Origin of the sequence: Pontibacter sp. MBLB2868, from assembly GCF_051904785.1 — a bacterium.
Taxonomy (GTDB): domain Bacteria; phylum Bacteroidota; class Bacteroidia; order Cytophagales; family Hymenobacteraceae; genus Pontibacter.
Map to the genome: position 1 here is coordinate 2471144 of NZ_CP196710.1, position 23109 is coordinate 2494252.

The following is a 23109-nucleotide window of genomic DNA, read 5'->3' on the forward strand; positions in this document are numbered from 1 at the left end:
CTGCCTGCCGTCTGTACATGCGCGCTGTGCTGTAAATCTTTGTAGATCACCTCACCCCACGAGAAAGGTAGATATACCTGTGTCCATAGGACTTAGGCACCCTCTTTCATTGGCAGGTCGATGCCTGCCTGCAGGGGCTTAGGGCTTGAACTCGACCAAGGCTTTGAAGATGGCAATGCCCCTTAAAAAGAAGTCAAGACGCAGATTTTCATCATGCGTATGCTGGTTACAGTCAAAGTTACTGACGGGCAGGGTGATCAGGTCTGTTCCTAGTTCCCGGAACACCTCAAAGTTGAGGCTTCCCCCCTCTGTTGGCTCCACAACCCATGGCTCCACTGTGCTTTGCTGCACAACTTGCAGTACCTGGCGCGGCAGTCCTGCCTGCATGTTTGCCTTCACCGCCTTAAAACATCCCCTGCGTTGTACATGGAGGATAGGACCGCTGGTGCGCAGCTGCGCTGCCGTCGGTGCTGTCGCTGACACAGCGTATCCCTTTTCCTGTAAATATTGCACGAAGGATAGGTACAGGGTATCCGGGTCCATGCCCTCCACCAGCCGCATGTCAATGCTTGCCTGTGCGGAGCATGGAATGATGTTGCTGGCCTGCTCCCCCACATAGCCTGCCTGCAGTCCCCGAACGTTGAAAGTGGGTTGGTTAATAAGCTCCTGCAATGACCTGGCTTGTTCAGTCTTCCGGATCCCAAACTGTTCCTTGATCATCTCCTCGATAGGCGGGACCCGGTCAATCACCTCGTGTTCCTGGGCTGTGAGCGGCACTATCCCGTCATAAAAGCCTGGCACCTTCACTTTTCCGTCACGATCTTTCAGCAAGGCAAGCAGGTGCCCCATCTCAAGGGCCGCATTCGGCGTAAAGTTACCAAAGTGTCCGCTGTGCATATCCGTCGTGGCCGTATACAGGGTAAGGTCCAGCATCAGGATGCCCCTTACCCCGAAGGCGATCGTGGGCAGCCCGCTCTGATGTGCCTCCCCGGAAGCGGAAATCATCAGGTCAGCGGTCAGCTCCTGCCTGTGCGCCAGCACCGTTTCCTTCAGGTACGGCGACTCCAGTTCTTCCTCTCCGTCCAGGAGCAGCTTCAGGTTGATGCCCGGTTTGGCCCCCTCCTCTTTGATCGTACTGAGTGCGGCCAATAGGGAGATGGTGGCATTCTTGGAGTCAGCCACAGAACGGGCGTACAGCCGGGCATGCTCCGGGTCTTGCAGGGCCTCCTCAAGGCGCAATGTTTTACCCGTTCCATCCCTTAACACCGGCACAAAGGGATCACTGGTCCAATACTGGCTGTCTACCGGGACCCCGTCGTAGTGCGAGTAGATCAACAGCGTCGGTAAGTTCTCATCTGTGATGAGACTGGCAAATACATAGGGCTTTCCGGAAGGAGTGTCCCATTGCTCTACATTAAATCCGTGTTCCTGCAACAGCACCTGCAGGTAATGCGCGTTTTCACGTACCTGTGACGGTACAAAGACGTTGTTTGGGATTGCGGCAAACTGACACAGCTCCTTGAGCCAAACACGCTGTTGATCCTGGCATAAAACTTCTACTTTCTTCATATTGGACAGTTTTGAGTGTTGAGCCTCCGCAGAAGAAAGCAGCAGCATCCCTGCTAAAGGCAATAATAACAGTTTCATACTGCAAAGCTATTGGGCTGCTTTGGCAGTTAGTTGTCCATTTTTGCTGAATTAGCGGATAGGGATGTATAGATCGGTCAGGCACTGACTACCGGGGGCATGCTGGCGCAACTCCTGAAAAAAGCAACCAGTCAGGGAAAGCTCTAACCCTTGGTTTCGCAGGTAAGTCAGTATGTGGGGAAAATGTGCCGTGAACGGGCGTCCAAAACCAGCAAAAGGGACCACCAGGTATTTTCCTGCCGGGATCGTGTCTTCGAATAGCAGTTGTTCTTGTTTTAGTACCTGCTTGAGCTCGAGGGGCAGTCTGTCTGAGGGGAGAGCAGTATCCCAGCGCAGCTTTGAGAGTGGCGTAATACCAGGTTGATCCGGCGATCTCCCGATCAGGGAAACATCGCTTCCTGTAAGCAGGCTGGTAAACTGCTGCCACTTGAAATAACCTTTCGGCAAATGTGTTGCCCCTTCCGATCTGAAGGCGGCAATCACCTGCTCCGGCAAGTGCCTTATCTTCACCTTATTCCAGTCGTATGCTTGTTGTAGCTGATGCTCCGGCGATGCTATAGACTGCAGACGATATTTTTGGGGGGACATCCCGTGCCACGACCGAAACGCTTTACTGAAAGCGGCCGAACTCTCAAAATTGATCTGATAGGCAATATCTGAGACCGGCAATGAAGTGAAGGCAAGCAGAAAACAGGCCCTCTCCATTCGCAACCGTTTCACATACTGCCAGACCGACTCCCCGGTGCAGACCTTGAACTGATGCTGGTAATGGAAATAACTCAGAAAAGCGTTCTGGGCAATAAGCTCACCACTCAACCCTTCTCCAAGGTTGCGCTCAATGTAGAGCCTGGACTCAAAAATATGGCGCTCCGTGACGTGATGCATGGCGATCCAGCTGAGAATAAGTAAAGGTATGAAGTATTGCCGCAATTAAGCAAAGCTGGTACGGCCTTCTGCCACACTTTTCTTAATAAAATAATGGTAAATAAATCATTAAATAAGGGATCATAGTATATTCGTTGATCCAACCAGCGCCTGCTTGCCCTCACAATGATAAAATCGACCCTTACCAACAACGCTTATCGGAATGTTTTGTTTGTTTATGTTGCACTTTCGATCCTGTCTCAGCTCTTCTCCTTTTACAAAGGAGATTTCAAATTCATCTCGTTGGTCTCGCTGACCGCTAATATTACAGTCTTCATTCTGTTTGTTGATAGCCATCGCCATCTAAAGCAAGCGATACAGGGTGCAGCCGCGTTGGCGCTGCTAAATGCTGCTGTTTCTTTGTATGCACGGGGGGCACTTGCAGAACTCCTGTATTCCGGTAGCCTTTTTTGGCTACTTATGGTGATCCTGCTTAATTTCGGGCCCGCCGTCTACCTGCTGACAGGCAGCAGAAAATACATACTGAACCAACCTGTAGAGGAATGGGATACAGCACAGCACACCATGCAGAGCTCTAACCTTAGGGGCATTCTTAACAAAGGTACCCTCACGCTCCTACTGATCCCCTTTGCAGCAGTCATAACCTTTTGGTCGATGGGGCACTATGCCGATGGCGGCTGTGATGGAGGCCTGTGCGCACTTTACCTTTTTACACATGGCGCTCCTTTGGCAATAGCCTGGGGGCTGACCATCATCGCTGTCAACAAAGCTTTAGGGCGGAAAGGCTCCTACCCTATCTACGCGATGCTGGCTTTCTTTGTGAACCTGATCATCTTACTGCCTGATTATGGCTACAGGATGGAGGAGCTAAAATATCCTGCCTATGTCATTCTAGGTTTTCTTGTCCTTTCTTTCGTGCTATATAGTAATGCTGATGCCAGTACAGCCACTGATGAAGCTGAAGGGCCAGAGACGAAGTCAGTAGATCCTCCCATCATTGGTTGGAAAGAAAGAGATGAAGATGAACCAAATGATTAGCTCCTGCTTTCAACTTTTATTATTTTGGAATTGTTAGCTTAACTCCGCAACTCCATACAGGTTCAAACGCAGGGGCTGCACATGACACCTCACACCCACCAATGGTCATGGTCCTCCTTTGTGGGTGAAATAGGTAGCTGATGAGCCAAAGCTAGGCTCCCGTCGATCAGGTAAGTGCCACTACGGTAGTCGCCGCATCAGTTTGAGCTGCGGGAGCAGGAAAGGTCTTCTGTGGCCTCGCTGGAACCGTATGAGGCAGTAGAGTTATACCCTATCTAAAGAGCCTGTTTCTACTTTATCATTATCTACAAATTAAAAACGCTTATTTCAGCTTTGCGGTAAGCTGCACCTTCTCCGCTGAGCACTTCTTGGTCTGTGGATACAGAGAAAGATTTCTGCGCGAAATTATGCTTGATGTAATATTGGAGCAGTTGGGCGCGTCTCTTGCTCACACTCGCCTTAGCCGCTTCAGAACCTGTTCCATCCGAATACCCCTTTACCTGAATAGATGTTCCCTCAGGCAATGCATTCAGATACCTGGCAAACTCTTTTTCTTCGTTACGGCCAAAGTATAGTTGGTTTAACGTGTATGGAAGTGTCAGACCAGCTGCCTTTGGTTCAGCAGTTACTTCTTCCTTTACCGGTGCAGGTGCTGGCTTTACGGTTTCCTCAGGCTCTGCCACAGCCACTACTGGCACCTTCTCTGTCACTTCACCGCCGCTGGTAAAGGCTGTATAAGCTCCTTCGCTTTTAGCCGTGATCCATACTTCGCGGTCGCCTTGCTTTTTATAGTAGGCGTTAAAAGCATTCTCCATGTTTATACTTCGGGTCAACTTTACTGGCTCCTGGCTACCCCCCTGCCCTCTCTTTTAGTGGAACCGCATTGATAATGGCCGCGTCACCGTCTTTTCTCGAAAAGAACAACGAGTAGTTGGCCAGGAACGGAGCGAACTCAGGCTGACGGGTGTTTACGCTTTTACCCAGGTTCTTGGGTTTGGTCCAGTTGCTTCCGTCCCACTTGCTCAGGTAAATATCGTCGTAGCCTTTTGTTTTGCCCAACTCAACAGAGATAAGCAGCGTATCCTTACTTTCAGATAGTGCTAAACCAAGGTTAAAAGAGTTGTTTCTTAAATTGGGGAAGCGGCATTCACCTGTTTTAGAGAATTACCTTTCTGTAGTTCTTGGTAAGTAGATCTGCACTCCGAAGTTTATGCCAAATCTTCCATCTCTTGGTGATGAGGAGGACATGCCCTGGTCATTATTCCACTGACTTTTAACGTTGTTGTAGAAGAACTGTGCCTCTAGCCCCACCTGCTCCGTAATAAAGTGCACTACCCCAAGGCCCCCTCCTACAGAGCTGCTAGTATAGGAGTTAGAGCTGTAGTCAGTACTACTAATCCCTTCGTTGTGATTATAAGAATATGCAGCGTTGGCCTGAGCAAAGAGACGTGTAGGAGCCTGCTCACCAAAATAGTAACGGGCAAACGGGCTTATGCCTATTCCAATATTGCGGAAGGGCTTGACACGCGAGTAGCTTAGATTGAGGGAGCTGCCTACGGCAATGTTATCAGCAAAAAAGTAACCTAGATTCGGATTAAGTGTAATCGCAAAGCCATCGTTGAAGTTGGTTGTCCCCGAGCCACCGATCATCAGTGTACCCTTTTGGGTCTGGGCATTGGAAGAAAAAGTAAGTGCGAATGCAAAGAGAAGGGTTAAACAGAATGTTTTCACAGGCGAGTGCTTCATGGTTAAGATGTTATTGTGCTTAAATATAATGATATTTATATAAACAAAAACAGCCGCTATGTGGTAGAAGAGACTGTAAAATAAACTGTGTCAAAGGATTAGGAGTATTACCTTTAACACAGTTGACATGGAAGAAAAAAACGAGCTGGATCTGGAAAAGATCAAGCGCCAGTTCCTGGAAGAGTTTAGGAGCGGCAAACCCACCTTTGGCAAAGACGGCGCCTTAGGCCCTCTGTTAAAACATTTCTTAGAAGCCGCTTTGGACGCGGAGATGGACCTGCACTTGGACGCTGAGCAGCGCCAGCAAGGCAACCGCCGCAACGGCAAAGTATCAAAGCAAGTTCGCACCTCAGATGGAATGATTGAAGTAGAATCATCCCGCGATCGCTCGGCAAGCTTTGAGCCGCAGATCATCCGCAAACGGGAGACGGTGCTGGCCGAGAACCTGGAGCCCCGCATTTTGAGTATGTACGGTTTGGGCATGAGCCTTCGGGACATCTCTTCGCATCTGAAGGAGATGTATGACATGGACATCTCCCACGACACCTTAGCCGCCCTCACCGAGAAGATCGTGCCCCAGGTCAAGGAATGGCAGGCCCGGCCATTGGATGGGCTCTACTGCATTGTCTGGCTAGACGCCATGCACTACAAGGTCAGACAGGAAGGGCGCACCATCTCTAAAGCTGTCTACAATATTCTGGGCATTGACCGCCACGGCCACAAAGAGCTGCTGGGCGTGTATGTATCCGAAAGCGAAGGGGCTACTTTCTGGCTCTCGGTACTTACCGATCTGCAGCAGCGGGGCGTGGAAGATATGCTCATCGCCTGCATTGACAACCTCAAGGGCTTTGCCGAGGCCATCACAAGTGTTTTCCCCCAGACCGAGGTGCAGAGCTGTATCGTGCACCAGATCCGCAACAGCATCAAGTATGTGGGCTCTAAGGACCAGAAAGAATTCATCAGAGACTTAAAGCCCGTGTACCGGGCAGAAACAAAGGAATTGGCCGAGCTGCGGCTATTGGAGTTGGAGGAGAAGTGGGGTAAAAAGTACCCCAAGGTGCTCGAGAGCTGGCAGCGAAACTGGGACAAACTGAGCACGTACTTTAAGTACACCGAGCCGATCAGAAGGCTGATCTATACCACAAACACGATTGAAGGCTTTCACCGCCAGGTCAGGAAGGTGACCAAGACCAAAGGAGCTTTCTCAACGGATATGGCTTTGCTAAAACTGATTTACCTGTCTCACCAGAACATCAGCAAAAAATGGGTCATGCCGCTAAGCAACTGGAGCCAGACGGCCCAGCAACTCTCTATCTGGTTTGGGGACAGAATGCAGCTGGACTTGAAGTGAGACGCACTTTAAAAGTTTGGCCCTGTTGCTGTAAGGATTCACACCAGTACACCAACAGGGCCAATAAATGAAAATATGGAAATGACACAGTTTAAATTACACTCCCGGTAGAGCGGCTGTTGTGTCATAAATTACATTAACTGATTAACCTCAAGTTTTTATCCTCATCACCAAATAATCTTTAAATTTATTACGATAAACTGCTGTGGTTCAAGTGAGACTAATTATCCAGACCAGGGTAGCTGCAGCGGTTTTAGAGGGAGAGGCCATTGTCATAGCAGATGAGGCCTCTCCTTTGCGCTTATAGCAGTCTAACTGGCTGCTTATTGAGTTGATAGTAAGACAAGTCCATCAACCTGGGTTTCTAGTAACACTTTTAAAATGATTTACTTACAGAGCGAATTTTACTTTTCAGTTGATTCTCCGTTTCACCTTGGTTCTTTAATACAACCAAATTGATAGCTTCTGAAATGCGTTCAATTAACTTAATGCATTTGGATAACGCTGTTCCACCTTTAAAAACTGCTTGACCGGCAACTTCTGAGTGGAAGACATGATACAAGTCCACGGTTACCAATAATCCTTTTTTACATAGCTCTCCCTTATTTCAAATTGTGGTGAGGCCGCCTGGATAACGTCCTGTAGTAGCGCTTTTTTTTCGTGAAGTCTCATCTAGTCAATAAACCATTGGGAAGCTGTTGGCAGCAGAATATTATTTATACCTAATGTATAAGTTGCTAATGGATTTAAGCTATCCCTCAAAGGCAATATGCCCTCTTCCCTTGAATTAACACTCATGATTGCTCCAAGAAATGTCCTTACGCGAGAGGATACTCCAGCGCATACTTCATCAGCGTCTTTTTCTCTTTCGGTTCCAGCTTCTGAATTTTGCTTTGCATGAGCTTAATACCTGACTTTTTGTCTAAACCATTTATGTTCAATTCAGTCAATTCCTGCAGAAATCATTCATTTCCCTTTCAAGGAATAAGCATTTATAAGGAATTACAGCAGGATGTATACTGAAAATCCCCTTACCAGATGTAAGGCTGCAGAATGCACTACACGATGAACAATATGTATTTTTAAAGGAGTTGCCTACAAAAATTTCAATATCCACAAATGTATTCAGCATACGTCCATCAGCCCTTGCAACAAGTTCTTCAGCGTTTGCTTTTTCTGCTCCACACTTTCCTTGCTGCTATTTATCATCATCAGGTCTGCCAGGCGAGACTCTCCTACAATGCCCTTGTTTAAGATTGATACCAGTCTTTCATGCAGCTTCGCGTTTGCTCTAACAATGTGCTGCATTTCCCTTCCCAGTCCGATCATTGCAACGTCCTCGTGCGACCTTTCTCCCTCATATAGATCAAAATAACTCGCCCATACATGCTCATCTTCCAAGTAGGGGTAATGATGCACAATACCTGCTATGTCTTTTACATCCTTGACGCGGTGCTCGGGTCGATCGTCAAAAGCTATAAGTTTTAGAATGATGACAGAGGGAATGCTACAGATGGCATACTGCTGCTCGCCCAACCGGACTGATTCCAGTCCTTGCTCATACACTTCCCTGAACCCGTCCAGGTTAATGGACACTAAACCTTTGCCCTGTATCATCACCTGCCCTTCCATCTCTATCTCTCCAAAAGGCAGCAAGTCTACTTGATCACCACTTGGGCTGAGCAGACAATAGGCGTTCTCTGTCCTGTCCCGATAACCATATCGTTCCATCAGCTCTTTCCTCAGAAGATTGTAATTTGATATATCTGGTATGTAAACAGCAAAATCTATGTCTTTTGTGCCTCTTGGGAACTCGTCATGCGAGGCAAACCATACATTTCGGGCAATTGCCCCCACCATAAAAAAGTCCACTCCTACAGCCCTGCACGTGCTGCTTACCTGGTGCAGCACGTCTCTAAGACCAGGTGCCTTCAAGGCATCATATGAGAGGTTGTAGGTGTTTTTCATATATTATTTTAGCAGTTTCCAGGTATCTTGGATCATCCCCTTCTATTAAATCAGCGTAAGCAATCAACGGTGGCACGTGGTCATCCTCACAGTCTCCTTCCCAGAACTTCTCCACCACACGGATTGGACCGCCTGTGTCCGGAACCCACTTCATTTCTTTCATGAGCATCTTGTAATCCTGCAGCGTGTATACCGTCCAGTAATCGGCGATCAGGTTACCGGTTAGCAGGTCTCCCGCATTGGCCCCTCCCCAACAAGTATCAGGTGGCAGTACATAGTCTTTCCAGTCCTTTTCTTTATCTAGAGGTCTGAATGTGCGCTGCTTTAATCTGGGCTTAAGCGTTTTAGTATAAGCATCTACCCAGCTCAGCAATAAATGCTCCCTTTTATCCCACTTATACTTCTTGCTATCCAACGGGAGAATATACTTTTCTATCAGCAGCGCCTTAAAGACTTTACTGATTGTATCCAAGCCCGTGCCTGCTTTCTCTGCAATGAACCGGTACGGCTCATTAACATACTCCGGATGTTGTAGCAGCAAATATAGCACCTTCAGACCTGTTTTGGTGAAGGGGCGGTTATTGACTGCTATAGGTACTTTTTCTGCTTTTCCTGTTTCTATGTGCAATAGCAACCGGTCGTCGGCTATAAAAACATTTCCTGCAGCATCAGCATAGGCCACATTTTCCTGTTGCAGCAGCTGCCTGGCATTCGGGGTAATGTAGGCTGACACCAGCATCAATGGCTTAATGTACCGAAGCTGTTGCAGCAGGCGCGGCAACATGGCCGGCGTCAGCTCCTGCCTCACTTCCACGGGCCAGTCCCGCCGGTAGCTTCCCCTCTTGATTTGCAGCACGCCGTCTGTTAAAAAGTCTTTCGGTTTGCCTTTTTCTCGGAGCATAACGCTACCCAGTCCAAGAATCTTCTCCAGTCTCCTGACAACAGTATGTAATATATCTTCTTCCATGTTCGCAAATATATGATGTTCGCAAAAAACGAACAAGCTAAAAACACGAACAAATGAAGGATTAATTAATTCAACAACTTTACGACTGCAATAAGAACGACACCTTGCTTCTTTATCCGCCACAATTCAACTCAGTAGATTTCCTAATCAAGACTAGCCAAGTGCCGGGAAGGCACAGTTTTTTAGTTACATGCATGTACCTTCTAGAAAAACATGTAAAACAACCCCACACATACCCACTATAGGATTTCAGTAGTCCCACATCTCAACAGCAGAGCAGTAATGGTGGTGACAGCCTAACTACAACAAGCAGCATCCTTAATGCCACTTCAAAGTAAAAGTCCCAGGTCATTCATTTTGGGGCAAAGGTAGCCTTGCGGTCCGGACACAGGAACAAGGTCGTCCAAACAAAATGGGTATCCGCTTCAAGCGGACCCTCCACATTTTCTTTGGCTCCACCTTGCCTTTAGTCCGGCACCGAAGGCAGAGTGGGGCACCATAATCAATTTCCTCAAATTAAAACATCAAGATTATGGAAAAGACCGCTAAAACCTCCGCTTTCACCAGAGCAGCCGAAGTAAAGCTTACCTATCGTAACAAGGTAAAGCCTGCTGACAGGCCGCAGGTCACTTGCTCCACCGACTCCTATCAAGTGCTCAAGGTCAGCTGGGACATGGGCAGGATAGAATTCGTAGAGCAGTTCAAGGTACTCCTTTTGAACCGCGCCAACCGCGTGCTGGGCATCTTCGAGGTATCTACAGGAGGCGTAGCCGGCACTGTCGCCGACCCCAAGCTCATCTTCGTGGCAGCGCTCAAAGCCTGCGCCTCCGGCATCATCCTCTGCCACAACCACCCCAGCGGGAATCTTAAGCCCAGCCAGGCGGACCTGCAGCTGACCAAAAAGATCAAGCAGGGCGCAGAGCTCCTGGACATGACGCTATTAGACCACCTGATCCTGACGAGCGAAACATATTATTCCATGGCAGACGAGGGGCTTTTATAGCCCCTCTCTTCCGAAACATTTAGCCACAATACATTAACTGATTTATCCACTAGTATCAATATTGGGTACCCAGTGTTTCGGGCTTAATAACTTTGTGCATGCATAGCCAAATTTCTGTGGGAGCAGTTTCTCTAAAGACAAGAGCTTTTGCAGTAAGGCCTTTCCTAACATTGAGTGCGTGAACTCAACCGCTAGTATGGTTCTGCTGCCTCTTCTGGTTTCAGACTGGGCGCGGGAGCCCGCATAGAAGAGTGAGCTGGCTGGGCAGCAGGCAGGGCTTTTGTGCTTAACCCAAAGAATGATGCGTATGAAAAAGCGAGCCTCAGTCAAAGAAAGTATGGTCAACATGCCGCTGCTCAATCCGAACGCGGCAGGCATTGACGTAGGAGACACTGTTCATGCCGTCGCTGTGCCCGAGGGCAGGGACGAGACACCGGTCAAGTCTTTCGGGGCGATGACCTGCGATTTAGAGGCCATCGCCGCCTGGCTGCAGGAGTGCGGGGTGGACACGGTAGCCATGGAGAGCACGGGCGTGTACTGGAAGCCCCTGTTCAGCCTGCTTATCCAGCGTGGCTTCGAGGTGTACCTGGTCAATGCCAAGCAGGTCAAGAACGTGAGCGGCAGGAAAAATGATGAAGATGACGCGCGCTGGATCCAGAAGCTGCACAGCTGCGGGCTGCTCAAGAGCAGCTACCTGCCCGAGGATGAGCAGGAGGCCCTGCGCACGCTGGTGCGTCACCGCAGAACCCTGATGCAGGACAGGGGCAGGTGCGTTCTGAGGATGCAGAAGGCCCTGGAGGTGATGAACGTCAAGCTGCACACCCTCATCCGCGACATCACAGGCAAGACGGGCACACGCATCATTGAAGCCATACTGCGGGGGGAGCGGACACCGGAAGTCTTCCTGGCCTGCATTGAGAGCAACATCAGGGCCGACCGGGCTACCATTCTCAAGTCCTTGCAGGGCAACTGGCGGGAAGAGCAGCTTTACCTGCTGGAGGACTGCTACACGAGCTACCAGTACTACACCGGACGCATCGCTTGCTGCGATGCCGCCATTGAGCGGCAGCTGCAGCGTTACCGAAGTGAGGTCTTCATGCTAGCCGAGCCTGAGCACGAAATGGCCTCGACAAAGAAGGCCAATAGGAACAAGCCCTTGTTTAACACCTGTGCTTACCTAAAGGGTGTGCTGGGCGTAGACGTGATGGCCATCTACGGCATCAGCGACATTGCCGCTCTGGAGATTTTGGCTGAGACGGGCACGGACATGGGAAAGTGGGAGACGGCCAAGCATTTCGTCTCGTGGCTCAACTTGTGCCCCAACAACAAAGTGTCAGGCGGGAAGCTCATCAGCAGCACAGTGATGAAAAAGAAGCCTAACCCGGCCAGCCAGGCATTCCGCAACGCCGCCAATGCCGTGCAGCGGAGCGACAACTGGCTCGGCGACTACTTCCGTCGCATGAAGGCTAGAGGCGGAAACCGGTATGCCATAGTTGCAACAGCTAACAAGATTGCCACTATCTATTACAAGATGGTATCTTGTCAGCAAGAGTTTAGACCTGTGGAATTGACTGCTTATCAGCAGAAGTTCAAGCAGGCCAAGATTGTATACCTGGAGCGGAAGCTCTCTGAACTGAAAAAAGAAGCAGCTTAAGATAAGTTATATAGAAGTTTTAAAACTTAAATCCTATGAACGCATACCAGAATATTACTCCATGGGCAGAACAGAGGACTACAGAAGTAGTAGAACAAATACAAAAGCTGAGACAACCGCAGATGAACTGCCCGAAGTGAAATGGTTTCCTGAAGTATTATTGGCTGTCAATAGGAAAGCCGATAGCCAATAACATTTTACTTTATTTTACCATTCGATTGCCTTTGGTACAACATTGGATAGCAAAAGGACAGGTCCAGTGTTAGGTAATGTGACGGAATAGGGCCTTTTTCACCTCCTTTTGGCTGATTCAGCCCCCCCCTTACATGAACACGTTTTGAGGCACTAGCCGACTAGGCGAGGATGCCAAAAGCTTATAAGACACTTTTCACCAGTCAAATTTGACAAGTATAATCGTATTTGATACACTTGGCACCCTCGCGTTATATAAAAAGCAGAATAGCTTTTATCTAGTCCATACCTAAAATACACGAAATACCCATACTCATATTGAAGCAATGGTAAGTAATACCATCAGGTCCAATCAATATTGCACCTCCAGGAAGTGTAATCACCGCTGAAGGTAGGCCTGGTCTTGTGTAACCACTTTACTCAAAGGATACATAAGCTCCATCGAAAGAAATCGTCATGGATTGAAACTGTCTGATGAAGTCCTGCCCGATGTTACCAAAATAAATCTCCCCATTCGTGGAGATTGACTCCTGACTTACAAACACCTTTTCTAACTTGATAGGCTTCCCACTCAGAAAAAAGGTTACCTCAGGTAGCTCATACCCCTTTAAACTCACACGGCCACCTGTTCCTTCTGCTTGTAAATCCTGCAATGCTCCCTTCGCTTCTACAATGGATTTATACCTTCCATAAAAGTTGTTGCTTAGCTTCGTCCTGCCTGCACCAGTATCAAACGTGTAAGGCAGCTCCTCTCCGTTAAACGCTAAATAGATCACTGGCTTTAAGCCGTCAATGATCATGTTTGGCTTAACGTTTCCTTTTGCATTTTCTTTATTAACAGTAAGCTTTGTTTGTTCGGTAAAGGTCAGGGTCCCAAAATTGCTGATGATGGGGAATCCTATAATTCCATTGATCTTGTAAACACCTCCTCCAAAGCTTAAGGAGCTATCAGGAAAAACCAGGAACACCGCATTAGAAACATTGATACCACCAACATTTAAACGCTCCGCCACAGCTAATTTCACTGGGTTCGCCAAGCCGGTGATGCCGCTTTTAACAGGTATCGTAGCATCACTGACAAATGTGACACCCAATTGATGGGCATAGCTTTCGGACAGGACAGAAAGTCCCGCTCCCGAATCAAACACCATGTCGTGAACTGCTCCTGATGCCTGTACCGGAATATTTAAAAGGCCTGCTTTATCCTTCTTTAACTGGATCTCCTTGCCACGTACTTGCTCCACCTGTTGTGCCGGCACTGCGGAAAGCAATTTCCATAACCTCAAGGCCTCTGCTTCGTCCTGGTATTCCTCTGGACTATAAAACTCTCTGAAAGTTGAAAGCAGCAGGTCTCCTGCCTGGGCAGCACCTTTATAATCAAAGAGCTTTATGCTATTATCGTACATCGTCTGCAAGACAACATAGGAGAGTGTATCCTTTGCCGATAGCTTCGCAGGTACAACCTTTACAGACTTAAGCAACTGACTTGACTTTTTGGCCTTGCCGTAAGCATTGTAAATCGTGGCCTGGTAGACCTTTTGAGTCTTTCCATCAAGCAGGCTGTTATCCGCTATTATTTGTGAAAGCGCGGGAAAGTCTTTCCTGTGATAAAGGTCATACAGGACCTTTGCTTGACCAAACGAACTGCTTATTGAAATAAAAAAGAGAAGGAACAACAGGACTTTCTTCTTTGGGACACATGGTTTTTTAATCATTCTCATAATTCGATGTTGATTCTAATGCAACTACCTGTTTAGAAGAGAGCATGCACCATTTTCTAATTGTAATTAAAATATAAGTGACAGAAGGTTGAAATAGCCCTGGAAGCTCAGAAGAGCAAATGCCCCTGGAGAACCCGTTGTAAAACTTCGAGGTACACCTGAACATGAGCAGCAAGTTACGTATATACTCCCCGATAGAGGAAAAATATGAGGAAACGATACGGCATGGTCCCATCTTTTAAGTCAAATATTCCCGCACAGCAGCCTGCGCCAGCGCTTTAGATAAATTTACAAAGTTTATCGCTTTGGAAAAGTTGTTATATGGCAGTAGGGCTTTCGGGTTGGTACAGGCTGTGATAGCCGTTTATGTTCCTGCTTTAGCAACACTTTCCAGTAACTTGTTCCTTTTTACCGGATATTCTCCTGACTTGATCAGGATGATAACCTCGTTTAGCTTAGGCTGCCAAGTTTCCTGAAAAATGTACTCCTGCCCTCTTCCTTTAATTGCTGCTGGTACAGATTGGATCTACAGGTTTGCTTTGTTGTCAATAACGTTTCACGCCTGTCTACAGCACTCAGAAGGAGGGTTTCCTGAATCATTCTGAAAGTAAGTGAAATACATTAACAGACCTCATCGCTACTCTCCAACTATAACAACCATCAATGGCATAGCCCCTATGGCAATTCAAAAGACTTTCATGTGGCGTTTGAAATAAAGATGCTAGTCCTAAAGTTCGGACGTCAATATCTGCACTTCTCAGAACTAATGCAGCAGATATAAAATATATATCTGGTATCGAAGGCATCACGTAATCCAGAGGCAAAAGTGCCTTACAGGCGAATTGGCAACCTTTTGTATACTTCAGCCCCTATATTTTTCACATTTACTGATTGTTGTAACTTATCAGATAGCTAAGGTGTAACACATACTTTCTGGTGCGCAAAGTTTTGCTGTAAAAGGCCTGCAGCACATTATCGCGCCAACAGGCCATTTTTACTCCTAAGTGATAACAGAGGGCTTTAGTTGCCGCCGGTGCGGTTTAGCTCGTCCAGGTTAACGCTGCGCTTTTTGGCCTCAAATTTGGCACCCTTGCTGAAGCGGTAGCGCAGGTTAACGCGCACGCCGCGTTGGCCTCGGTACTGTTCAATGGAGTTGATGTTGCCGTTTATTTCTGTTTCAAACATTTGTTTTTGGCTCTTAAATATGTCACTCACGTTCAAGGACAAGCTTAGCCTGTCATCTATAAAACTGCGCTTCAGGCCGGCATCTAGCCACCACTGGTCCTTGACCTGGTAGAGGCCGTACACCAGTGGGCCTTGGTAATTGGCACTGGCCTCCAGGCGTACCCCCTTCGGCAAAAGGATGGTATGGTTGCTGTTAGCAACTACAGACATCTGGCTATTAACCACTACCCCCCCTGCTGTCACGTTCGTGTACTCCTGGAACACAGCTGTTATGTTGTTGCTGGCCTCCCATTTATCCGAAATACGAACTGGAGCGACCAAGGTGGCGGTGGCACTTTTTAGGCTTTTCACGTTTTGCTGTTGAAACACAGTGGTGTTGGTTTGGGGGTCTTGCTCCGGCACCTCAGCCATATAGTCTTTGGTTACTGCATAGCCCAACACCAGGTTGTAAGTCTGCTTAAAAGTCTGAGTCACCTCAAAAGAATTAATATACTGCGGCTTCAGGAACGGATTTCCCTGGGCATAGGTATAAGGGTCAATGTAAAAAATAAAAGGGTTGAGGTTCTCGTAATTTGGCCGGTTGATGCGGCGGCTATACTTGTAACCGACTTGGTACTTGTCGCTCACCTTCTGCTGCAGAAAAAAGGTAGGGAAGAGGTTGAGATAACTGCGGTCCGTTTTTTCATTCTTCGTAAGCGAGTTGCCCCTCGATTCTGTTTGCTCGGCACGCAGACCTGCCTGCAAGCTCCACGTGTCGCTTAGGGTTGCTGAGAGGCTGCCATAAGCGGCATAAATATCTTCGGTGTAGATAAAGTGGTTGCTGCGTTTGCCATCCAGTTGGCTTTGTCCGTCTTCTATTTCATAAAACCGCAATTCATTATCTGACTTTACATGACTCACTTTGGTGCCTAGTTCCAGCTTTGTTCCCTTCGTCAGCTGTTTGGCAAAGTCTACTTTAGCGGAGTAGATGTCGTAGCGAGTAGGGTTCTCGTTGCGAAGGAACTCCACCGAATCGGGAGCACTGTATGCAAGGGAGCTGTATTGGTTTTGGAAAGAGGCCGCGTCTTCGCTGCTGATGTGCACGTAGTCCAGATCAGCGGAAAGAATGGTTCCGGTAGTGTCAAGCTTACCCAAATAGTGGAGGTTGAAAGTACCGTTGGCATACTTTGACTTGTCCTGGTTCCTGGCGTCGATGTACTGGGTCTTATATCCTCGCAGGTAAGTTCCAGTGTTAAAGTACATGTCATCGCGGTTAGTGGTAATATTGGCCATGGCCCCGATGCTGTGCCTGGCATTCAGATCGTAGTCGGTGCCCAGGCGCAGTGAAGGCTCCATTCTTTCGCTCTGCTCGTACCCTGTCTGTTCGAACTTGGTCGTGTTGCCGTCTTCGCTTAAAAACAAGCGGTTCATCGTCATGTCGCGGTAGCGCATGCGGCGGTTTAGGTTAATGCTTCCGAAAGAGTTCCAGTTGCCATTCTTATGGCTGATCTCGGCACCGGAAGTATAGGTGCTGAGGCTGTTGAATTGATAGCCACCATACACACTGCCATTCATGCCTGAGTCCTGCCCTTTTTTCAAATTGATGTTGATGATACCTGATGCTCCTTCCGCATCGTATCGGGCCGAAGGGTTGGTGATGATCTCCAGTTCCTTTAGGTTCTCAGCCGACATGCTCTGCAGCAGGTTCTGCAGCTCCTTTCCACTAAGATATGAACGGCGGCCGTTCAGCATCACCTGCACACCTCCTTTCCCGTTGAGCTGAATATTACCATCCTGGTCCACCCATACGCCTGGTGACTTAGTGAGCACCTCGTAAGCTGTGCTGCCTTCAGCCATTGCCGTACCTTCCACACTTACCACCATCTTATCTGGGGTGTTGGTAATGGTGGGACGCAGCGTTTGCACCTGCACTTCTTTCAGGGTCTGTACATCGGGCTTTAGCTGTAGCGAACCAAAGTCTTTGCTAAAATTGGGATCCTTTACTTCAAAAACCGGCGTTTGCGCTTCGAGGTAACCCAGGGCATTGAGCTTGAGTTTATATTTGCCCGTAGCCGGCGTTTTAATCTGGAACTTTCCATCCATGTCAGTGATGGCACCGGTAATTACTTTGCCGGTTGCAGCCTCCAGCACAGCCACATTAGCGAAGCCCACGGCTGGGCCTTCTACTTCAACTACCAGCCCCTGCAGCGAGCCACCGGTTTGCGCGAAAGCCAAGCGGCAGCCACAAAAGAGCAAAAACGCGAAAATAAGGTACATTTTTTTCATAGTGTCATTTAATTTTGTACTGTTAATGTTATACTTGATGGTGTAAATTTATTATATAGTACTTTGCATAACAAGGTACTATATACATAACCCACAATATATTCTACGAACTCCCGGAAATTCTCTTCGAACAGGGGGATAGAAGCCTGTAACAGTGGTGAATGGTGCAATTCCTTGCTGGAAGGGTATCCCAATATGTATAAGGTTGCTTACGGATCAGAAATTTATGCTTTGGTCGGTTTGTTGTTCCAAGCCTCACAACTCAACATCGTATCTGTGCCGTGCAATTAAATAAATCGTATGTACCCCTAACTTCGAGGAGTACTATTTTCCCTTTTGTTACATCTGTCAAAGTAGCTTTTAGTCACTTCAGTAGTGCTTTCATCAAAGGAAAGAGCCCAACTTGTGTTTCTTCCCTTCTTAAGTGCCTTCAGTACATTTCAAAAGCGGAGAGCCACGGGCAATAAATAGGCTTGGAAAGCAACTCCAGGCTGCCCTCTGCCGCTAACTCCACTTCCCCCGTTTTTCCACTACTATGGGTATCGATATTCTCCCAAGCTACCCATGCCTCCCATCTAGGGTTTTCAGCTAACAATCCATCCAGAGGCAGTACTAACTGCTCATGTTTCTTGCATTACGCTATCAGCACGAGTGTATAGTATAAAGCTTATTAGCGTATTGGCAGCATAGCTGTCTTGTTAACATTGTCCCCATTTATGGCAATACAACAGCTCTTCTGTCCGCTTTAAATTAAAATTTCAACCATAGTGGTCAAGGAAAAGAAAACAACCGGACACCAAATCAGTGGTGATAAGCTTGCTGCTCATTTCCACCTGTGGTTAACTTATCCGGAGGCCATTCTTTATTTTCATTTCAGGCTGAAGCAGAACTACTTCATTATCATCACCCATAGTTCCAAGTATAAGGCATTCGCTCATGATGTTGGCGATTTGTTTGGGAGGAAAGTTCACCACGGCGACGACCTGTTTTCCTACCAGGCGCTCCGGGGTGTATCGCTTTGTGATTTGTGCTGAGGTTTTGAGAACCCCAAGTTCCCCAAAGTCTACCAATAGCTTATAGGCAGGCTTTCTAGCTTCTTCAAATACTACTGCTTCTGTAATCGTCCCTACCCGCATGTCCACGTTCGTGAAATCCTTCCAGTTTAATAGATGCTTACTTTTGTACTCCATTGCTTTTTATTTGATTTTTAAACATTTGCCGTCTCTTATCCAAAAAAGTGAAGGAACTAAAAAGACTATTCCATCCTCGTCCTGTCAATTTAGGCTATGTAAACAAGAAGTCTCAATACCTGTTACTGCCCATCAGGACGAGAGCATGCTCTCTACTGAGCTAACGCCTCCTTGAGCTTGACGTAGGGCATGGCATTCGTGTGCATCGCAAACACCTGGTCCACCCTCAACCCATAGCGGTTCACGGCAGCCACTACCTCTGCCACATACGCTTTTTGGAAGAAGCTACCGTCCCGGTTCAACTGCACCAGGTCACTGGCATACAGTAGCCTGTGCTCCGGGAAATACACCAGCATCATACGCTCGCCGCTCTCCCCGCGCACAGGGTACAACTCCATGCGGTTCTTCCCCTCCCCGATGCTTTTCTGCGTGGCCACAGGCCTGACCTTTGCTCGTTGGCCAGCCTTTCCGGAGGCAGCGGCGAGCCGCTGCAGGAAGGGCTTGTTCAGGTCTAAGGCATAAATGGGCAAACGCCGGCGGGCGCATTCCTGTATACCGGCCACGTGCGGCCAGGCATCGGAAGTGCTGATCACCCCCTTCACATGAAGGCCTGGGTAACGCCGCTCTGCCTCTGCCAATACCTTGGCCGTATAACCGCCGGAGATCGGTGCCTCCAGCATGTAAACTTCTTTGTCCTGCTTAATAAGGGCCACATTCCAGAAGCCTGGGATTAAAAGTACGCCGGGAACAATCTCTTGTAATTGTTGATCGGGCCTCCCTAGCGGCAACTCGTCCAGTCTTTGAATAGGCTGGACGGCAAAGGCTTTTTTGACAGCCCCCGGAATATGTATGGTTTCCTCCGTGATCTCCTTGTTCAGCTCAAGGGATATAATTGTCAGTTCCTGATAGGGCTGGCCGTTGCGGTACAGGTTGTACTGGAGCGGATACAGGATTCCCTCGGCAGTCAGTGACCAGAAGGAAAAGAACATATCGTTCCGCACCTTGCCCCACACCGCCCACATCAGGTCATGCGGATAGGTTCGCTTCATCTGCAGGAGAGTTGGCAGATAGGTATGCACGTTGAGAAACAAACGTACCTCCTGGTCGTGCACTGTAAAGCCTATGCCCTTGTGCGGCACCCCCTGCAGTACCGTGTCCCGCAGGACATGCAGGTCCGCTGCCCTTCCAGCTCCTAACAATACCTGTTCCGGGGCAAACTGCAACACCTCCCGGGCCTCCTCAAGTTGGCTTTGCCTGCCTGGCACCAGTTGACCTGTCGGAACCTGCAGAGCCACAGCATTGTCCTCGTATAGCAAAGTGTTCCCTTGCCACTCAGACTGCTGCACATTGCGGCTTTCTTTCTTCAGGTACAGACGCTGCCGGGCATAATCACGCTCTTGCGCCACCTGATGGTAGTTGACCAGCCATGGGCCCTCCGGTCGCTCTGACTGCTCCAAGAAGTAGGTATGGCCAATAGCCTGTAGCCGCATTGTCTGCAGCTGTCTTAGCCTTTCCTCCCCGCCCATCGCGGCCAGACTCTTGTCCACTAAGGCTTTGGCGGATTGGAGGCCTATGGTAAAGGCAGGATGTACAAGACAGTTGCATAACAGCCAGAAGGTGATTAAAACTGTTTTTTTCATCGTTTAGATAGTAGTAGTGTGAGAAACAGCCCTGCACCCCCTTCGGGCAAGGCATATTGTTCCCGTCCCCGAACTCAGGAATGGGGTTAACTGAAATCAGGGGGTCAAACCTTAGCTGGTAAGGTGGTTACGGGATTTGCCTTCAATTCATACCGGAATTGGGATGGGGTCAGATCGGTGTGGTCCTTGAAGTGCTTGGAGAGGTAGTGAACACTACTGAACCCCGTTTGAAAGGCGATGTCGGTGAAGGTTAGGTCTGAATACTTGAGCAACTCCTTTACCTTATCAAGCCTTCTTTGAATAAAATACTGATCAATGGTTATGCCTTCTGTCTGAACGAAGGCTTCATTGAGGGAACTGTAACATGTATTGAGCTTGTCAGTCAGGACGGAGGACAGCTTCTTTTTTTCCTCCATCTGCCGTAACTCAGCCTCCACAATCTCCTTGATCTGGCAAAGTAGCCTGGTTTGCCTGTCTATCAACAACTCAAAGCCTAGTTTGGAGAGTATTTCCTGGATTTCCTGGGTAACTGACTCATCTAAGGGGTGCTGTAACAAGACTTTCCCCAAGGTTACCTCCTGTACAGCAATACCCCTGTTTTCCAGTTCTTTCTGCAATACAGCAATACACCTGTTGCAGACCATGCCTTTGACCAATATTTCAATTTCCATAGTTATTTATTGTGTTTTCCCTTTGAAATTAGGTTAATTGCAGGTCAAAGTTCAGAAGAATACCCGCCTTACGTTTTATACTTTTTTACCTAACCGTTACATAATTTCAGGCGCTCCCGCTGCCAGTTGTCCTTTTTCGCTTTCATTACGCCATGTGACCACCCCCTTGATCCTGAGCGAGGCGCCCAGGTCCTCGTAAAACCTAATAGCCCGGTGGTTGTCCTTTTCGACCTCCCATTTCAAATGGCTAAGGCCCAGGCGTTCCGCCTCCTTCCTGGTGTAAGTCATAAGTTGCTGGCCTACCCCCAGGCTCCTATAGCCAGGCTTGACAAACACATCATCGATACCCAGGAAAGTACTCCCGGCCCATATCGAAAAATTTAAGGTATAGGACACATACCCTACCAGCTCCCCGGCTGCCTCGGCAACAAAGACACCAAAGGAAGGATGCTCCCTAAAAGCCTGGGCTACAAACTGCTCCCGATCGATCTTTACATACTCCAGCTGGTCATGGTGCACGGCCAGGTCCCGCATCATTCCTAAAACGGAATCTGTATCCGCTTTGGCCATATTTCTTATAACTATTTTCATATTAACTATACTGTTACCATGTTTAACTTTGGAGTTTCATTAAATAGGTGCCGGTTGCAAGCCCTGTCGTTAATTTTACAGCAGCATGCTTCCTTTCGTTTCTTCAGAAAGGGACTGCTGCAGTTCCAACAGGTGGCCTGTGGCTCCTGGGAGGCAGGGAAGGCAAATACCTCTTGCACCAGATCTCCTCCTGCTCTCCCCGCTCCTTCCGGAAGAAAAATCAGCCTTTTGTCCTTTGCCACACTCACCAACCCCATCTGCTCAAAACCTGCTTTCTGGATGCCCTTCCGGGAAGCCATGTTCTCCGGCGCATGCAGGATCCAGAAGGTGTGCGCCCGGTGCCGCTCCACACGTAGGATGTGCTGCAGCAGGCGCGTGTAAATGCCCCTGCCCTGGAAGTCCGGAAGTGTCCTGAAATTCCAGAGGTAACGGTGCCGGAGGGGAAGGATGAAGGAATGGTCTAACTCACCGATATGCGCTTTGCCCTGAGCCACCCACCCAAAGGCGGCGGGGACACCGTGCAGGTAGGCAACATAGGCTTTGTTGTCATCAGAAAAACGACGGGAAGCCTCCTCCCGCGTTATCTGCCCCATGGCAGACATGAAAGAAGGGTCATCACTTTCCCTGATCTCCAGACCGGCTATCAAAGCAAGCAGGTGGAGTTTCTCATTTTTTGTGAAGGCGTACAACATAAACTATGATTTAGTGATCAGTAGATGAACTTCAAAAATTAAGCTTTGCCCATGAGGTGAGAAAAGCCTCAGCTCTTCTTTTCAAAGACATAGAGCACACCGTGCTGGGGCCGGTTAAGCTTTTTGCCGGAGAAACCAGCCCGCACCAACAAGCGGCTCATGATCTCCATGGTAAAGGCATGACTGACCACAAGTACACGGGACCCGTTCTGGCCGGAAAGCTGAGAGAGGAACTTATTGATGCGTCTTTCCAGCACTGATTGCCGCTGTGACTGGCTGTTAAAGTTGAAAACGATCGACAGCCGTACCAGCGTTGCCCAAAGTAGGAAAGGCAGCCTGGGGTTCCCCTTGAAAAGCGGGTCCGGGAAAGGCTCATTCAATAGTTCGGTGCTGACCGTGGGCCCTGAATAAATGGCCGTCGCCGTGTCATGTGCACGACGTAGCTGGCTGGTGTAACAAATATCCCAGGTATTGCCTACCTTCAGCTGCATCTGCTGTACAGATGCTTGGTTGTACCCTTCGAACCACTGCAACACCTGAGCCTGCGAAACCAAGCCCTTCAGGAACGGGTGTTGTACCGGGAAATGCCTGACCAAGCCTACCTGTGTAAGTGTATGCATATGTGCTTGTCGATAAATGAAGAAATCTAGTCTAGGATCAGGCGGTCAATACATGAAGCCGCCCTTTGGGAAACTGGTGCTGC

20 protein-coding genes are annotated in these 23109 nt (G+C 48.5%); 4 read left to right on the top strand and 16 right to left on the bottom strand.

The genetic code is table 11. The annotated features are described in order from the left end of the window. Positions 1–138 precede the first annotated feature (138 nt). On the bottom strand, positions 139–1569 hold the full coding sequence (locus ACSX1A_RS10450) for a M20/M25/M40 family metallo-hydrolase (protein ID WP_439879599.1): 1431 nt from the start codon (positions 1567–1569) through the stop codon (positions 139–141). Positions 1570–1698: 129 nt separating this feature from the next. Continuing rightward, positions 1699–2532 (bottom strand): AraC family transcriptional regulator, encoded by an 834-nt coding sequence (locus ACSX1A_RS10455; RefSeq protein WP_439879600.1) that lies wholly within the window; start codon positions 2530–2532, stop codon positions 1699–1701. 165 nt (positions 2533–2697) lie between these two features. On the opposite strand from ACSX1A_RS10455, the gene ACSX1A_RS10460 reads away from it, so the two are divergent. Continuing rightward, positions 2698–3570, top strand: coding sequence for a hypothetical protein (locus tag ACSX1A_RS10460; RefSeq protein WP_439879601.1), 873 nt, complete (start codon positions 2698–2700; stop codon positions 3568–3570). A gap of 305 nt (positions 3571–3875) precedes the next feature. Here ACSX1A_RS10460 and ACSX1A_RS10465 read toward each other — a convergent pair whose 3' ends face one another. The 3 genes from ACSX1A_RS10465 to ACSX1A_RS10475 all read right to left on the bottom strand — a co-directional run bounded on the left by ACSX1A_RS10465 (position 3876) and on the right by ACSX1A_RS10475 (position 5301). Then, a complete protein-coding gene (locus ACSX1A_RS10465; protein ID WP_439879602.1) occupies positions 3876–4385 on the bottom strand; it encodes a hypothetical protein in 510 nt (169 codons plus the stop codon). A gap of 34 nt (positions 4386–4419) precedes the next feature. Beyond that, the gene (locus ACSX1A_RS10470; RefSeq protein WP_439879603.1) at positions 4420–4629 is read right to left on the bottom strand and encodes a hypothetical protein; all 210 of its coding nucleotides are present in this window, start codon (positions 4627–4629) and stop codon (positions 4420–4422) included. A gap of 105 nt (positions 4630–4734) precedes the next feature. After that, positions 4735–5301, bottom strand: coding sequence for an outer membrane beta-barrel protein (locus tag ACSX1A_RS10475; RefSeq protein WP_439879604.1), 567 nt, complete (start codon positions 5299–5301; stop codon positions 4735–4737). A 142-nt stretch (positions 5302–5443) separates the two neighbouring features. On the opposite strand from ACSX1A_RS10475, the gene ACSX1A_RS10480 reads away from it, so the two are divergent. After that, entirely contained in the window at positions 5444–6667 is a 1224-nt protein-coding gene (locus ACSX1A_RS10480) for an IS256 family transposase (RefSeq protein WP_439879586.1), read from the top strand. A gap of 376 nt (positions 6668–7043) precedes the next feature. Here ACSX1A_RS10480 and ACSX1A_RS10485 read toward each other — a convergent pair whose 3' ends face one another. The 3 genes from ACSX1A_RS10485 to ACSX1A_RS10495 all read right to left on the bottom strand — a co-directional run bounded on the left by ACSX1A_RS10485 (position 7044) and on the right by ACSX1A_RS10495 (position 9602). Further along, the gene (locus tag ACSX1A_RS10485; protein WP_439883550.1) at positions 7044–7235 is read right to left on the bottom strand and encodes a nucleotidyl transferase AbiEii/AbiGii toxin family protein; all 192 of its coding nucleotides are present in this window, start codon (positions 7233–7235) and stop codon (positions 7044–7046) included. A gap of 557 nt (positions 7236–7792) precedes the next feature. Beyond that, a complete protein-coding gene (locus ACSX1A_RS10490) occupies positions 7793–8635 on the bottom strand; it encodes a hypothetical protein (protein WP_439879605.1) in 843 nt (280 codons plus the stop codon). Continuing rightward, on the bottom strand, positions 8607–9602 hold the full coding sequence (locus ACSX1A_RS10495; protein WP_439879606.1) for a type IV toxin-antitoxin system AbiEi family antitoxin: 996 nt from the start codon (positions 9600–9602) through the stop codon (positions 8607–8609). Before ACSX1A_RS10495 ends, ACSX1A_RS10490 begins: the two co-directional genes overlap by 29 nt. 532 nt (positions 9603–10134) lie before the next feature. Between ACSX1A_RS10495 and ACSX1A_RS10500 the strand changes: the two genes are divergently transcribed. Both ACSX1A_RS10500 and ACSX1A_RS10505 read left to right on the top strand, forming a co-directional pair. Beyond that, positions 10135–10605 (top strand): JAB domain-containing protein, encoded by a 471-nt coding sequence (locus ACSX1A_RS10500; protein WP_439879607.1) that lies wholly within the window; start codon positions 10135–10137, stop codon positions 10603–10605. A gap of 307 nt (positions 10606–10912) precedes the next feature. Further along, positions 10913–12259 (top strand): IS110 family transposase, encoded by a 1347-nt coding sequence (locus tag ACSX1A_RS10505; protein ID WP_439879608.1) that lies wholly within the window; start codon positions 10913–10915, stop codon positions 12257–12259. Between the two features lie 608 nt (positions 12260–12867). Here the strand turns inward: ACSX1A_RS10505 and ACSX1A_RS10510 are convergent. The 8 genes from ACSX1A_RS10510 to ACSX1A_RS10545 all read right to left on the bottom strand — a co-directional run bounded on the left by ACSX1A_RS10510 (position 12868) and on the right by ACSX1A_RS10545 (position 23026). Further along, on the bottom strand, positions 12868–14172 hold the full coding sequence (locus ACSX1A_RS10510) for an aspartyl protease family protein (protein ID WP_439879609.1): 1305 nt from the start codon (positions 14170–14172) through the stop codon (positions 12868–12870). A gap of 1020 nt (positions 14173–15192) precedes the next feature. After that, complete coding sequence (locus tag ACSX1A_RS10515) at positions 15193–17622, bottom strand: TonB-dependent receptor domain-containing protein (RefSeq protein ID WP_439879610.1); 2430 nt, start codon at positions 17620–17622, stop codon at positions 15193–15195. Between the two features lie 839 nt (positions 17623–18461). After that, a complete protein-coding gene (locus tag ACSX1A_RS10520; RefSeq protein WP_439879611.1) occupies positions 18462–18812 on the bottom strand; it encodes a tRNA-binding protein in 351 nt (116 codons plus the stop codon). Positions 18813–18964: 152 nt separating this feature from the next. Continuing rightward, positions 18965–20452: a hypothetical protein gene (locus ACSX1A_RS10525; RefSeq protein WP_439879612.1), complete on the bottom strand. Its 1488-nt coding sequence runs from the start codon at positions 20450–20452 to the stop codon at positions 18965–18967. Between the two features lie 104 nt (positions 20453–20556). Beyond that, entirely contained in the window at positions 20557–21123 is a 567-nt protein-coding gene (locus ACSX1A_RS10530) for a helix-turn-helix domain-containing protein (protein ID WP_439879613.1), read from the bottom strand. Positions 21124–21219: 96 nt separating this feature from the next. Continuing rightward, complete coding sequence (locus ACSX1A_RS10535) at positions 21220–21714, bottom strand: GNAT family N-acetyltransferase (RefSeq protein WP_439879614.1); 495 nt, start codon at positions 21712–21714, stop codon at positions 21220–21222. A 5-nt stretch (positions 21715–21719) separates the two neighbouring features. Then, positions 21720–22406 carry a GNAT family N-acetyltransferase gene (locus ACSX1A_RS10540; protein ID WP_439879615.1) on the bottom strand — a complete coding sequence of 229 codons (687 nt, stop codon included), beginning with the start codon at positions 22404–22406 and terminating at the stop codon, positions 21720–21722. Positions 22407–22474: 68 nt separating this feature from the next. Beyond that, entirely contained in the window at positions 22475–23026 is a 552-nt protein-coding gene (locus tag ACSX1A_RS10545) for a phosphoglycerate mutase family protein (RefSeq protein WP_439879616.1), read from the bottom strand. Between the last annotated feature and the right edge of the window lie 83 nt (positions 23027–23109).

Bases quoted from the DNA above. Each gene is read 5' to 3' on its own strand.
- ACSX1A_RS10455 (WP_439879600.1), bottom strand. From the start codon at position 2,532: ATGCATCACGTCACGGAGCGCCATATTTTTGAGTCCAGGCTCTACATT.
- ACSX1A_RS10465 (WP_439879602.1), bottom strand. From the start codon at position 4,385: ATGGAGAATGCTTTTAACGCCTACTATAAAAAGCAAGGCGACCGCGAA.
- ACSX1A_RS10460 (WP_439879601.1), top strand. From the start codon at position 2,698: ATGATAAAATCGACCCTTACCAACAACGCTTATCGGAATGTTTTGTTT.
- ACSX1A_RS10505 (WP_439879608.1), top strand. From the start codon at position 10,913: ATGAAAAAGCGAGCCTCAGTCAAAGAAAGTATGGTCAACATGCCGCTG.
- ACSX1A_RS10515 (WP_439879610.1), bottom strand. From the start codon at position 17,622: ATGAAAAAAATGTACCTTATTTTCGCGTTTTTGCTCTTTTGTGGCTGC.
- ACSX1A_RS10535 (WP_439879614.1), bottom strand. From the start codon at position 21,714: ATGAAAATAGTTATAAGAAATATGGCCAAAGCGGATACAGATTCCGTT.
- ACSX1A_RS10510 (WP_439879609.1), bottom strand. From the start codon at position 14,172: ATGAGAATGATTAAAAAACCATGTGTCCCAAAGAAGAAAGTCCTGTTG.
- ACSX1A_RS10530 (WP_439879613.1), bottom strand. From the start codon at position 21,123: ATGGAAATTGAAATATTGGTCAAAGGCATGGTCTGCAACAGGTGTATT.
- ACSX1A_RS10525 (WP_439879612.1), bottom strand. From the start codon at position 20,452: ATGAAAAAAACAGTTTTAATCACCTTCTGGCTGTTATGCAACTGTCTT.
- ACSX1A_RS10490 (WP_439879605.1), bottom strand. From the start codon at position 8,635: ATGAAAAACACCTACAACCTCTCATATGATGCCTTGAAGGCACCTGGT.
- ACSX1A_RS10540 (WP_439879615.1), bottom strand. From the start codon at position 22,406: ATGTTGTACGCCTTCACAAAAAATGAGAAACTCCACCTGCTTGCTTTG.
- ACSX1A_RS10450 (WP_439879599.1), bottom strand. From the start codon at position 1,569: ATGAAGAAAGTAGAAGTTTTATGCCAGGATCAACAGCGTGTTTGGCTC.
- ACSX1A_RS10520 (WP_439879611.1), bottom strand. From the start codon at position 18,812: ATGGAGTACAAAAGTAAGCATCTATTAAACTGGAAGGATTTCACGAAC.
- ACSX1A_RS10500 (WP_439879607.1), top strand. From the start codon at position 10,135: ATGGAAAAGACCGCTAAAACCTCCGCTTTCACCAGAGCAGCCGAAGTA.
- ACSX1A_RS10495 (WP_439879606.1), bottom strand. From the start codon at position 9,602: ATGGAAGAAGATATATTACATACTGTTGTCAGGAGACTGGAGAAGATT.
- ACSX1A_RS10480 (WP_439879586.1), top strand. From the start codon at position 5,444: ATGGAAGAAAAAAACGAGCTGGATCTGGAAAAGATCAAGCGCCAGTTC.
- ACSX1A_RS10545 (WP_439879616.1), bottom strand. From the start codon at position 23,026: ATGCATACACTTACACAGGTAGGCTTGGTCAGGCATTTCCCGGTACAA.